13 protein-coding genes are annotated in these 12,164 nt (G+C 45.1%); 5 read left to right on the forward strand and 8 right to left on the reverse strand.

Annotated features, from left to right (window positions below):
• Together Q6A92_RS14510 and Q6A92_RS14515 are read left to right on the forward strand one after the other, a co-directional pair.
• Positions 1–1,131, forward strand: coding sequence for an ABC transporter ATP-binding protein (locus Q6A92_RS14510; protein WP_332238533.1), 1,131 nt, complete (start codon positions 1–3; stop codon positions 1,129–1,131).
• The gene (locus Q6A92_RS14515) at positions 1,049–2,005 is read left to right on the forward strand and encodes an ABC transporter ATP-binding protein (RefSeq protein ID WP_332238534.1); all 957 of its coding nucleotides are present in this window, start codon (positions 1,049–1,051) and stop codon (positions 2,003–2,005) included. The genes Q6A92_RS14510 and Q6A92_RS14515 overlap by 83 nt, the downstream gene beginning before the upstream one ends.
• Before the next feature lie 439 nt (positions 2,006–2,444).
• Here Q6A92_RS14515 and Q6A92_RS14520 read toward each other — a convergent pair whose 3' ends face one another.
• Positions 2,445–3,383 carry an exonuclease domain-containing protein gene (locus Q6A92_RS14520; RefSeq protein ID WP_332238535.1) on the reverse strand — a complete coding sequence of 313 codons (939 nt, stop codon included), beginning with the start codon at positions 3,381–3,383 and terminating at the stop codon, positions 2,445–2,447.
• 383 nt (positions 3,384–3,766) lie between these two features.
• Here Q6A92_RS14520 and Q6A92_RS14525 point away from each other — a divergent pair, with 383 nt between their 5' ends.
• The gene (locus tag Q6A92_RS14525; protein ID WP_332238536.1) at positions 3,767–5,185 is read left to right on the forward strand and encodes an amino acid permease; all 1,419 of its coding nucleotides are present in this window, start codon (positions 3,767–3,769) and stop codon (positions 5,183–5,185) included.
• Between the two features lie 205 nt (positions 5,186–5,390).
• On the opposite strand, the gene Q6A92_RS14530 is transcribed toward Q6A92_RS14525, so the two are convergent.
• The 4 genes from Q6A92_RS14530 to Q6A92_RS14545 are packed head-to-tail and all read right to left on the reverse strand — an operon-like array spanning position 5,391 to position 8,210.
• Positions 5,391–6,152, reverse strand: coding sequence for an ABC transporter permease (locus tag Q6A92_RS14530; RefSeq protein ID WP_332238537.1), 762 nt, complete (start codon positions 6,150–6,152; stop codon positions 5,391–5,393).
• Positions 6,149–7,126 (reverse strand): ATP-binding cassette domain-containing protein, encoded by a 978-nt coding sequence (locus tag Q6A92_RS14535; RefSeq protein WP_332238538.1) that lies wholly within the window; start codon positions 7,124–7,126, stop codon positions 6,149–6,151. Before Q6A92_RS14535 ends, Q6A92_RS14530 begins: the two co-directional genes overlap by 4 nt.
• A gap of 21 nt (positions 7,127–7,147) precedes the next feature.
• Positions 7,148–7,864, reverse strand: coding sequence for a pentapeptide repeat-containing protein (locus Q6A92_RS14540; protein WP_332238539.1), 717 nt, complete (start codon positions 7,862–7,864; stop codon positions 7,148–7,150).
• Positions 7,865–7,880: 16 nt separating this feature from the next.
• The gene (locus Q6A92_RS14545) at positions 7,881–8,210 is read right to left on the reverse strand and encodes a PadR family transcriptional regulator (protein ID WP_274400765.1); all 330 of its coding nucleotides are present in this window, start codon (positions 8,208–8,210) and stop codon (positions 7,881–7,883) included.
• Between the two features lie 668 nt (positions 8,211–8,878).
• Here Q6A92_RS14545 and Q6A92_RS14550 point away from each other — a divergent pair.
• Complete coding sequence (locus Q6A92_RS14550) at positions 8,879–9,718, forward strand: 3'-5' exonuclease (RefSeq protein ID WP_332238540.1); 840 nt, start codon at positions 8,879–8,881, stop codon at positions 9,716–9,718.
• Between the two features lie 162 nt (positions 9,719–9,880).
• Here Q6A92_RS14550 and Q6A92_RS14555 read toward each other — a convergent pair whose 3' ends face one another.
• From Q6A92_RS14555 to Q6A92_RS14565, 3 genes are all read right to left on the reverse strand, one after another.
• On the reverse strand, positions 9,881–9,970 hold the full coding sequence (locus Q6A92_RS14555; protein WP_274400763.1) for a YjcZ family sporulation protein: 90 nt from the start codon (positions 9,968–9,970) through the stop codon (positions 9,881–9,883).
• 229 nt (positions 9,971–10,199) lie between these two features.
• On the reverse strand, positions 10,200–10,346 hold the full coding sequence (locus Q6A92_RS14560) for a YjcZ family sporulation protein (protein ID WP_274400762.1): 147 nt from the start codon (positions 10,344–10,346) through the stop codon (positions 10,200–10,202).
• Positions 10,347–10,795: 449 nt separating this feature from the next.
• On the reverse strand, positions 10,796–10,894 hold the full coding sequence (locus Q6A92_RS14565; RefSeq protein ID WP_332238541.1) for a YjcZ family sporulation protein: 99 nt from the start codon (positions 10,892–10,894) through the stop codon (positions 10,796–10,798).
• A 547-nt stretch (positions 10,895–11,441) separates the two neighbouring features.
• Between Q6A92_RS14565 and Q6A92_RS14570 the strand changes: the two genes are divergently transcribed.
• Positions 11,442–12,068, forward strand: a complete 627-nt coding sequence (locus tag Q6A92_RS14570; protein WP_274400761.1) for a YkoP family protein — start codon at positions 11,442–11,444, stop codon at positions 12,066–12,068.
• Positions 12,069–12,164: the final 96 nt, after the last annotated feature.

The raw sequence follows: 12,164 nt of genomic DNA on the forward strand, positions 1-12,164 counted from the left end.
GTGTCAGACAAAAATAAAATACTGTCTTTAGAAAATCTGCATGTGTCTTTTGATACACTTTCTGGGAAAGTTCATGCGGTCAGAGGTGTTTCGTTTGGCTTGTTTCATGGAGAGACACTCGCCCTTGTGGGGGAATCCGGCTCAGGCAAATCGGTAACGTGCAGAAGCATTGTCCGCCTGCTTTCAAAAAATGCCTCAATTGATGCCGGCAGCATTCTTTATAAAGGAAGCGAAATACTGACCAAAACGCCCCGTGAATTGAGGAATATTCGCGGGAAAGAAATTTCGATTATTTTTCAGGATCCAATGACATCACTGAATCCGACAATGCCTGTCGGCAAACAGATCGCCAGACCGATGATTCATCATTTACACTTGTCAAAGCATGAGGCTAAAAAAAGAACACTGGAGTTGTTGCGTCTCGTTGGCATACCCAATAGTGAAGTTAGGTATAAAAATTATCCTCATCAGTTTTCAGGGGGCCAAAGACAAAGAATTGTTATCGCAGTTGCATTGGCTTGCAACCCGAATGTCCTGATTGCGGATGAACCGACGACTGCTTTAGATGTAACCATACAGGCACAGATAATCGAGCTGATGCAGGATATTCAGAAAAAGAATGGAACGTCCATTATTTTCATCACCCATGATTTGGGCGTAGTGGCAAAGATAGCAGACCGGGTCGCTGTCATGTACGGAGGAAAAATTGTCGAAATAGGGACCTCGGAAGAAATTTTCTATTATCCTCAGCATCCTTATACCTGGGGATTACTGCAATCCGTTCCTTCAATGGACGAAACGAGCGAAGAATTATACGCGATTCCGGGGACGCCGCCTGATTTGCTGAATCCCCCAAAGGGCGATGTGTTTTATTCAAGAAATCCATATGCGCTTGAAGCGGATCGTTACTTCGAGCCGCCGTTTTTTCAACTGTCGCCGACCCATTTTGCGGCAACCTGGCTGCTCGATGAAAGAGCGCCGAAGATTGATATACCTCTTTCAATACGACGTCGATATGAAATTTTTTATAAGAAACGGGGAGAAGCCGATGAGCAGAAACAGTCTATTGCAAGTGAAGGGATTAAAAAAGTTTTTTGCCCGGGCCGAACGAACGGAGGTCAAGGCGGTTAACGACATCAGTTTTGACATATTTGAGGGTGAGACCCTTGGATTAGTCGGTGAATCCGGTTGCGGTAAGACGACAACCGGGAGATGCATTGTAAAATTATATAGACCGACTGCAGGGAAAATATATTTTGCGGGTAGAGATATATCAACGATTAAATCGAAAAAAGAGCAGCTTGGATTTCGCAGAAATGTTCAGATGATTTTTCAGGATCCATATGCTTCGCTGGACCCCAAAAAGAAGGTCCTGGATATTATCGGAGAAGGGATTGACGTGCATCATCTGTCCGGTTCAAGGGAAGACCGGGATCGTCAGGTCAGGGAGCTGCTGGAAACCGTGGGTTTAAATCCGGAGCATGCCGGACGCTATCCGCACGAATTTTCCGGCGGGCAGCGTCAGCGAATCGGCATTGCACGGGCCCTGGCGGTAAAACCGAAGCTAATCATTTGCGACGAACCGATTTCTGCACTTGACGTGTCCATTCAGGCTCAGATCGTCAATCTTCTGAAAAAGTTGCAAAAAGAGAGGAATCTAACCTATTTATTTATCGCGCATGATCTATCAATGGTTAAGTATATCAGTGACAGAGTGGCTGTCATGTACCGCGGCTCAATCGTAGAGTCCGGAGAGACAGCTGAAGTCTATCGCCGCCCTCTTCATCGCTATACCAGAAGTCTATTATCGGCTATTCCCCATGCCGATCCGTACAAAGAAATCAGTCGTTCGCGGATTATTTACCAGAACCATGAGGGTGACCTGAGCGGGGGACTGCAGGAGATAGAAACGAGCCATTTTGTTTTATGCAAAGAGAATCAAATCGAAACATATAAGGAACAGTTAAAAAATGCGAGAAAAAATCAAGCTGCTGAAACTTATTAAATATTTTGCTCTATCATTGCCCGTCTATCTGATTTTCATTATTTGGGAAGGCGGCCGCTTCAACGTGCTCACACTTTCCAATTCAAGTTTTTTGTTTGCTCTTGTATTGAGCATTGTCATTATGTCTCAATGGCTATGGCACGAACGGGCATTTGTAATTTTCTTTGAAAACTGTAAAAAATTTTTCTTTAAGAACAGCAGCAGTATAAAAAGAAAGGTGGAAAAAAATAACTGCCGAAAGCCCCATTCCCTCCAATGGTACGGAATGGTTATTTCTTTCGTTTATTATCTTTTCAGCATCATGCTAATTCTGTTTTTCTGATTGGACAGCCATTCATGTCAGGGCTCTTTTTTGCGCCGCCCGGGCAGGCAAAGCAAGCGGCATCCGTCCTGAAGATTATTTGGCCGGGTGTCTTTTTAATTGCCAGGCCGTCTTTATTTATTGGATCATTTTTAAAAATTCGTCTTCACCTATAACCTGAATATCGATGCCTTCGGACACTAATTTTTCCGCCTTTTTAATCTTTGTTGACTTGCCGTCCGGGCCGACGACTTTAGGGTCCTCCTTTCCAATGACAAGGACATTGGTTTTTTTGTTCATGCTTTTCTGAGGAATCCCGCCGCAATCAACAATACACTGCATGGCGTCTTTTCGCTGGATCTTTAATAATCTGCCTGTAAACACAACGTTTTTTCCGTAGAAATATCCGCTCTTATCTGCATTGCCGGCCTTGCTGAAATCGAGTGAACGAAAGGTATCCGGGGCAGCCGGCGATTTCCGCCTTTTCCTGAATGGCCGCCAGCTTTCATCCTGATTGACGTGTCCGAAACAGTTGTATCCCCCCGTATGGATCAATTCTTCAATGGTTTCCGCTTTGTGCCTAACGGCCAGCTCATGAATGATAAACGAACAGGCTCTGCAGTCTTCCAGTGCATGGTGGTGTTTAAAAGATCGATAGCCCAGATAGCGGGCAACCTCATCCAACTTATAAGAATGTATCCCTGACTTAATCAATGAACGGGCAAGGGAATAGGAATCGAAGTAATCAAATGAAAAATGGATGCCGTATCGCTGATTGCTGTCTCTTATGATCCCCGTGTCAAAGGGAGCAAAATGAGCGACGACGGGCAGATCCTTAATGAATGCCCGAATATCGCCGGCAATTTTCGGATAGGCCGGCGCCCCGGAAACGTCTTCCTCTGTAATGCCATGGATATAGGTATTGTATGGGTCAAAATAAGTTTCCGGATTGATTAGGCTGTAATATGAATCATCGAGTTTTCCGTTGATCATTTTCAGCATACCAAGCGAACAGGCGGATGCCCGATATCCATTTGCAGTTTCAAAATCGATGACGGCATAATTTAAACGATCCATAAACAACTCCCCCTTTGAGCCCGCAGAACTATCCTAGCATTATTCGGTTCTGCCCTTCAAGCAAAAGACGGCACAGCATCTGCCGTTCCGGCGGATGACTGCGGCAGCCGCTGTTTTAGCTGACTCAGGCCGACGTCAGCCGCGATTATAAGCCGTGGCCGGGGCACAATAGCCGGCATGCAGAAACATTCCGGATAAGCTCAGGGGAATGAGCGGCTCCGGAGAAAAATTTTCATCCGTCCGCTCCTCAGGAAAATAATTTCAGAGTAACTTTTATTTAAAAGAAAATGGCGGGCTTCTTGGATTTAGATAATCTGGATAAAAAAGTTATTTACAGAGACAGCCGTAAAGCGTACAGTTATTTACGTAAAGGAGGAAGCCGGGTGGAGAATAAAAAACTTAAAAGAGGTCTTAGTGCGCGTCATATACAAATGATTGCTTTAGGCGGCACAATTGGCGTGGGCTTATTTATGGGATCCGCCAGCACGATACAATGGACGGGTCCGTCTGTTCTGCTCGCTTACGCAATCAGCGGAATCTTTGTATTTTTTATCATGCGCGCAATGGGAGAAATGCTGTATTTGGAACCCAGTACGGGTTCATTTGCCAAGTTCGGACACAATTACATCCATCCGCTGGCAGGGTATGTGACCGCATGGAGCAACTGGTTTCAGTGGGTTATCGTCGGAATGTCCGAAATTATAGCTGTCGGAGCTTATATGAAGTTCTGGTTTCCGACTCTGCCTGCCTGGATACCGAGCATCGTTGTCATGTTGATTCTCGGTACGGCGAATTTAGTTTCAGTGAAATCGTTTGGAGAATTTGAATTTTGGTTTGCGATGATTAAAGTTGTAACCATCGTATTAATGATAGTCGCCGGAATCGGCCTTATTTTTTTCGGATTCGGTAATGGAGGAAAGGCGATCGGATTATCCAATCTCTGGGCGCACGGCGGATTCTTTACAGGAGGCTGGAAAGGATTTTTCTTTGCATTATCGCTGGTCATTGCGGCCTATCAAGGGGTTGAACTCATCGGGATCACGGCCGGTGAAGCGAAAGACCCGCAGAATACGCTGACCCGGGCGATTCAAAACATTATTTGGCGTATTTTGATCTTTTACATTGGAGCTATTTTCGTGATCGTAACGATTTATCCATGGAATGAGCTTCATGCAATCGGCAGTCCCTTTGTGACGACTTTTGCTAAAATCGGGATTACGGCAGCAGCCGGCGTGATTAACTTTGTCGTCATTACAGCCGCCATGTCCGGATGTAACAGCGGGATTTTCAGTGCCGGACGTATGCTTTATACACTGGGCGTGTTCGGACAGGCACCTAAATGTTTTATGAAAGTTTCCCGGAACGGTGTTCCGTTATACGGTACGATTGCCGTACTCATTGGTTTGGCTATAGGGGTTGTTTTAAACTATATTGCGCCGTCCAAGGTATTTGTGTACGTGTACAGTGCAAGCGTGCTGCCCGGCATGATCCCCTGGTTTACCATCCTAATAAGTCAAATACGATTCAGAAAGGTAAGAAGGGCAGAAATGGGCCAACATCCGTTTAAAATGCCTTTTGCCCCTTTTACAAACTATCTGACAATTGTTTTCTTAGTGACGGTATTGATCGGTATGTGGTTTAATAACGACACACGCTTGTCGCTTATTGCCGGAATTATTTTCTTAGGTATCGTTGTGATGAGTTATTATGCCTTTGGAGTTAATAAACGTGATCATGCTCATCAGTCCGTTCAGACTTCTTATGCGGCGGGTCAGGGTGCGAAGCGGCTTTCCGAAAAATAATCAGCTCCCTGAACGGCACCGTCAGGAAATAAACGGCGGCCAGGGAGTAAAGTTGATCATTTTGTTATGATTTTTAAAAATGCTAAAACAAATGTTCGATCTGTAAGCGTTCAAAAGTTTCCCCCCTTATTTCCGGAGCGGGCTATTGAACGCTTATAATTTTCCGGAGCATCAGGATCCCGGCGTCACCGTTTTCCTGTACGTCTTATGAGATCGCTTTTCGATAGACCCGGGTCGACCAGCAGAGCACGAGGGCCGTCAGGATGATCATAATCAGAAACGCTTCATAGACGCGGGAAGCGAGAAGGGTGCCGTTTGCCAGAACACGTGCCGCTTCTACATCATAAAAAAGCGGATTGAAATGGGCGATAAGCTGAAGCCATTTCGGTCCGAAAGAGAGCGGGAGCAGGACGCCTGCCAGCAAGGTCAGAGGAAGCTGCATGCCTGTCACAATCGCAGCCAGGCTTCCGATGTTTTTCAGAATCATGCCCAGACTGTTGGATGCAGCCGAAATGACGGCAGTCAGAAGAGCGAGAAGAATCAGAAGCAGAAATAAACCGGCCGGATGTATCGGAAAGCCGAAGACAGCGGCAATAGCCAGAATCAACATTGCCGGGACGAGAAACATGACGGTATCCCGAAGAACAGGCCCCATAAGTAATGAAAACCGGCTTACCGGAGTGACTCTGAATCTTTCGGTCACTCCGTTTTGCAGCTCGCCGATAATTTCCCAGCCGGATCCCATGCCGGCTCCGAATGCCATCAGGACCAGAATTCCCGGAACAAAGACATCAAGAACTTCCGATGATGATCCAAACACGGGAGAATGAAGCCCTTTAAGCAGCGGGGCAAAGAGAATAAGATAAAGCAGGGGCGTAGACAATCCGGTAAAGATCCAGACCGGTTCTCTGAGTGTCTCAAGCATTTTGCGCCAGAACAGCAGTCTTGTTTCATGAATAATTTTCATTGAATCTGCTCCCTTCCTGTGTCTCTTAACGAACGTCCGGTATATTTTAAGAACACATCGTCAAGCGAAGGCTGCGATAGCGAAACGGACTCAAGACTAATATGTCTTTTCTCAAGCCATGTAAAAATGCGAGGCAGCGTTTGTGTGCCGTTTTCTACATAGAGATAAATGGAATCTCCGTTTACCTTTGCATGGTTAATCGTATCAGAGCCGGACAGACTTTCTGCCAGTTGTGATCGATCCGCTTGATAATCCTGCGGTTTAATAATAATGATATCCGCTTGGATTTGTCTTTTTAATGATCCCGGCGTTCCCTCGGCGATCATTTTTCCATGATCCATAATGGATAAATGATCGGCCAGTTCATCGGCCTCTTCCAAGTAGTGCGTCGTTAAAAAGACAGTTGTTCCCAGACGCTTTAATTTTCGGATCTGGTCCCAGAGATGGGTGCGGTTCTGAAGATCCAGGCCCGTCGTCGGTTCATCGAGAAACAGAATTTCAGGTCGATGGATCATGGCGAGAGCAATCTCCAAACGGCGTTTCTGACCGCCCGAATAAGTTTTTACTTTTCTTTCCTGCAGCTCGCCGAGATCGAATAATTCAATCAGTTCATCCGCTTTTTTCTCGGCATCGTTTCGGCTGATCCCATAGAGCCGGCCGGCAAGAATCAGATTCTCCCGCCCGGTCGCCGGCAGATCGCTTCCGCCCAGCTGACTGACATAGCCGATTCGGCGCCGCACTTTCCGGGGCTGCCTTTTGACACTGAAACCGGCAACCAGCGCGTCTCCGCGCCCGATCGGCAGGAGGGTCGTCAGCATCCGCATCGTTGTTGTTTTGCCGGCACCGTTCGGTCCGAGAAAGCCGAAAATTTCACCTTGCTTTACATTTAAGCTGATTCCCTGAACCGCCCTGACCGTTTTTCTTCGTCGGGAAAATTCTTTCTGCAAATCTCTGACTTCAATAATATTTTCCATAAGTGCCGTCCCTTTTCTAATTCACAGTATGGTTACGTTTTTAAGATCGGCCCGGTAGCCTTTAAGAAGTGCATAGGTTCCCTTATCCATCGCCGCACCGTCAAAAATGGCCTCGCTTGCTTTGGTTTTAAAGCAGACATTTTTCAGAATAGCGTTCCGAAAAGAAGTTTTTTTAAGGCCGGCATAGGTGAAATTTACATTGTCCAGGGTCATGGCGTCGAAAGATACGCCCGCCAGACTGGATTTGCCGAAGTCCGTCCGCTTCAGAATACAATGATCGAAATTGACTTTTTTAAGATTGCATGCAGTGATTTTGCAATCCGTGAGATTGGCATATGAAAAATTCGAATTTTCCAGATTGCTGGCTTTAAATACGCACTGAGTTAAATTCGCGTACTGAAAATCTGAGCCTTTCAAATCACTGTAGTTAAATTTTCCGCTGCTCAAGTCGGTTGATGCGAAATCGGAGCCTTCCAGTTTACTGAGCGAAAAATCCATTCCGATCAGCTGCTGCAATTCCCGGGTCTTGTCCTTTATTTCTTCAATAAGCTCTTCAATATTGCCGATCGATTCCGTTGCTCTTTTAAAAGCCTCATCTTCGTCATGTCCTTCTTTCTTTAAGTCATTTATTTTTTCCTGAAGGTCATGGGACAGTTCCTCTTTTAATTCTTTAATCTGCGGCAGCTCTTCATAAGGCGAGAAAATTTCATCCAGGTATTTAGATAATTTTGCTGACATTGAGAATCTTCCTTTCTTAAATGAGTTCATCCAGAATATGCTTGGCATATTCCCAGTTCTGTTTATTTGTGTGAAATTGTTCCACACCGTTCGTGTTTATATGGTAATACTTCCTTCTCCCTCCCTGAGACTCGTCGCCCCAATAAGAGCTGATCGCTTTTTCCTTTTCCAGACGTCTCAGGCTGGCATACAGGGTTGCCTCTTTGAGCTCGTATTCTCCTCCCGACTTGACCGTCACTTGTTTTGCCAGTTCGTAGCCATATTTATCGCCCTCCATAAGCAGCTTTAAAATAATGGTGTCTGTATGCCCGCGAAGGAGATCCGCGGAAATTTTTCTATCCGACAATTTCAACACCGCCTTGAATACAATATACGCTTAAATACTGTATCTGTCAAAGTAATTTATTGTTTATAGATATCGCTGAAATGATATTTACCCGGGCACTTTTTAAAGGTTGGATGAAAACAATGTACGGACGATTCGCAGCGCTTTATCCGCGGTTCATCCTAAATGAAGCCGCGGATAGACAGGATGGACGGCAGAAAATAATTCGCATAGACAGACCTATGGTATAATATGGATATTGAGACTGCCGATACTCACCGGTATTGGATTGGGCCTGTACAGAACAAAAGGGGCCGGTGGCATTCAGAGACAGGCAGCTGCCTGAAAGACACGGATGGATTAACCGGAAACAGGACAGGGTCCCGACGGTCTGCAGCGGCAGGAATCAGCAAGGGCGAGTCACAGCCGTAAGCCAAACAAACGCACGGGTAAGGTGCCTGGCCGCCGGGCCGTAATTTATACGCCTGATATAATCAGTAAGCCATTCCGAAGCTGCTGCGGCGCAGACGGTTCCGCATCTTATTTCTGCAGAATATTTACTGAATCCAAATGTGATTTGATAGATAATAAGATTGTCGTTTATTTGAAAAAAATATACGGCAGTCATGCCATTCGCCTTTTGTTAAGACGATGATCGGACGGTCCATAATCTATAGTGTGGTCAGGTGATGGCGGTGATTTATTTAATTGTGGACTTCGAGGCCAATATGGGGCACTTATATCCAAACGGCATTGATGAAATTATCCAATTCAGTTCCGGTTTATATGAAAAAAGCGGGACAAACAGCCGCATAAACTATTTTAATTCTTATATAAAACCACAATTTGGAATACAAAAGCCGATCCGGGAATTAACCGGCATTACGCTGGATCTTGTCAGGGATGCACCGGACTTTCAGGCGTATGTATCCAGACTTCAGAACAATTTCTATGAATCAGTCATTTTTGTCAGTTTTAGTAGTCATGATATTTGTTATTTTCTGGAAAACGCCTTGAAATATAAGGCAAGCACAAGATGGATCAAAGGATATATGGATTTGCAAGAAATAGTGATGTATGACTGTCATTTAGATCAGCAGCCGAGTTTAAAAAAAGCTCTTTCACTGTTCGGGCTTGAATTCGTCGGGAAGCAGCATAACGCTTACTATGATGTTTTGAATACGATCCGATTATTCAGACGGATAGACAATAAATACCCCTCGCTGGATCGATGGGTGTATGACAGAAAAGAATTGCTTCGAAAATTCAATTTGTTAATACGTTATGATAGGGAAGGGCATTTAATCGTAACAAAGAGCGGAAAAAAGATTTTAAAAAAAGTATTTTTTCATTATAAACACAGAGATGTAAATTTTATTCTGAATACCGGCACCATGAAAAAAATATTGGAGCAAAATTTTATTGACCGTCATGATAAGCAGTATATAAAAGTCGTTCGCAATTATTTTGAGAATCTGCTTTTCAAGCAAGAGACCAACCGTTTTCGGGGAAGATTCCGGGTTCATTGATGATTAAATAGGGCGGGCTTTAAGAATCCCTGAGCGAACCGGCCGGCCGAACAGAGCCCGTAACCGGCTTTGAATTTGCAGAACACAATCAAGGGCACCTTAGCCGGGTGCCCTTTCTCAAGGGAGGTCTGATATGGGTGCCTATGGATACGGCATTTGTTTTTAGTAAACGAAAGCAGTGCCTACAATGATCAACAGAATAAATAAAACGACAATCAGGGCAAAACCGCTGACGGGACTGTATCCATCCATGGATGACACCTCCTATCACGTGATAATCCACTATATGTGCGGGCGGGCATTTACGTGAGGGACAAATGGAGGAGTATAAAAGACCATTTTGAGCAGACCATTGCGGCTGTACTCCTGGCGCACCCTTTTCCTTCAATAATCACTTAAGAAGGGCACCGATGCAGCGTGCCCTTAAAGGGATGGAACAAATAAGGTTGTGGGCGGCGATGAAAATGGGCCGTGGCATTGATCAATAAACAAAAGTTGCACCGACAATAATCAACAGAATAAACAGGACAACAATTAAAGCAAAGCCGTTTCCGAATCCGTAACCGCCATAGCCGCCGTATCCACCCGGGCATCCGCAATATCCGCCATAGGGCCGATTATTAAACAAGAGACACACCTCCTTATATTTCATTCATCGGTTAACGCACAGAGATAGTACTTTGTAAAAAGAAAGGACATCCAAACTACAGGGCAGGAGGCCTTTCGCGAAGCCCCGGACAAGGCCGATTAAACGGTGGAACAGAGAACAACAGGCGGCATTCCGCGCCCGGTTCGCCTTTTATCACACCTGCGGCTTCGCTCCCTGCCATGCTTAATGATTGGACGATTTATTCATATGCCGGCCGATCCTTTAAGGAGCCTTTCCTTCAGAAAAATAGGCGTGCGTTTTGACCTGAATGATCCGCCGGCAATGAATCAGCCTCCGCTTCCTGTCCGGACGGCAGTCAAAAAGCACAGCGAGGGATCGGCTGTGCTTTCGAACGGTATTGGAACATCCGGCGCAGGCTATCCTCGTCCGATGAGCATCTGGGCGCACCGCCTGCTTTCGCACTGCTTTTAGTAACAAAAAGCAGTACCGACAATAATCAACAGAATGAACAGAACGACGATCAGAGCAAATCCACTGCCGTATCCACCAGTAGCAGGATAACCCAATGCAGACACCTCCCATTACGTGATAGTACATTATATGAGCGGAAGGGAAGGGGTGCAAAGGGTGCAAACAAGAAACATGAGCCTATTTCTTCATATAAAGAATAAGCTCCGGAACGCAGGAAGCCGGGACGGAACAGCGGGAGAGATAAAAGCACTGACCCATGGTTGTGAAATTATGGTGAAATGCAAAAAGTGAATTTTTTCGGCGGTTTCTAAATGGTTTCGTCAAAATAACCGGTACGAAACCGGCTTGACGGCATTCATAGATTCAGGCCGGCCGGTATCGTTCCCCGATCCTTGATTCAGCGTTCCAATCTGTTTTAGAAAAATTTAAGGAAACTGTGAAATACTAAATAAGACATTTTTGGAAATGGCCGGGACAGACCGCCGTTAATTCAAAACGTGCAAAAAAACAGATGGATGATCAACACTTTTTAATCGCCGTTTCATTCTGATCAAGGCTCTATTAATGACGGGATTTTTGTTTTTTCTCTGTGATAGAATGTAAGTAAATTACCGCTCCGACTGAGAAAGGAGAGAAGTGAAAATGGATGTATCTGAAAGCCGTCTGAGAGTGCCAAAGAAATGCCTCCTCGGCATCTGGTTTCTCTGGGAAGCGCTGTATCACAAGTTGCATCACTTGTCACTGAGAAATGCCAAGGATCTGCTGTACTATAAAATAAAACCCTATCACGGACGTTTTCTGCCGCTTCATGACGGCGAAGGGCTGCATCGGGGTGATTTAATCGTTGAACTTCACTTTAATAATAAAATGCTTCTGAATATTTATTTGAACTCCAAAAGTCACATTCAGATGGCATCCATCCTTATCCGGACGATGAAACGAACGTTTATTAGGCTAAATGCCTATCTGGAACAGGTGAAAAACCGGAAAATCGATGTCAGAGCTCTTTATGGCGTATCGTTACTGCATCAAGGGGCGGAACAATTCGGGTTCGATGTCATCGATCTGCCTGCGGGACAAAGAAAAAAGTGGCTCCGTTTCTTTATGCTGGTTCTTCTGATCATCGTCCATCCGGACGGCGGCAGAAGATTGACGGACCATTCAAAGAAATTATTTCCGATGATTATTGTTTCTTCAACGAAATCATTTCGTGACAATATTGTGAAACTGTCGGCCGCTGAGGAAAAAAAGAAAGAGATCATGGGATGAAATGCGGGGAGCTTTTTACATATTCAAAAATATTTTGATAAGGAGGCTGTGCTATCTGTAAAAACATTTGTCGACGGAATCTTTTTCGGAGATAGA

Source organism: Sporolactobacillus sp. KGMB 08714, from assembly GCF_036598985.1.
In the GTDB taxonomy this organism is placed as follows: domain Bacteria; phylum Bacillota; class Bacilli; order Bacillales; family Sporolactobacillaceae; genus Sporolactobacillus.

Coding starts and splice junctions, on each gene's coding strand:
- Q6A92_RS14515 (WP_332238534.1), top strand. CDS start 1,049: ATGAGCAGAAACAGTCTATTGCAAGTGAAGGGATTAAAAAAGTTTTTT.
- Q6A92_RS14520 (WP_332238535.1), bottom strand. CDS start 3,383: ATGGATCGTTTAAATTATGCCGTCATCGATTTTGAAACTGCAAATGGA.
- Q6A92_RS14530 (WP_332238537.1), bottom strand. CDS start 6,152: ATGAAAATTATTCATGAAACAAGACTGCTGTTCTGGCGCAAAATGCTT.
- Q6A92_RS14535 (WP_332238538.1), bottom strand. CDS start 7,126: ATGGAAAATATTATTGAAGTCAGAGATTTGCAGAAAGAATTTTCCCGA.
- Q6A92_RS14540 (WP_332238539.1), bottom strand. CDS start 7,864: ATGTCAGCAAAATTATCTAAATACCTGGATGAAATTTTCTCGCCTTAT.
- Q6A92_RS14550 (WP_332238540.1), top strand. CDS start 8,879: ATGGCGGTGATTTATTTAATTGTGGACTTCGAGGCCAATATGGGGCAC.
- Q6A92_RS14555 (WP_274400763.1), bottom strand. CDS start 9,970: ATGGATGGATACAGTCCCGTCAGCGGTTTTGCCCTGATTGTCGTTTTA.
- Q6A92_RS14570 (WP_274400761.1), top strand. CDS start 11,442: ATGGATGTATCTGAAAGCCGTCTGAGAGTGCCAAAGAAATGCCTCCTC.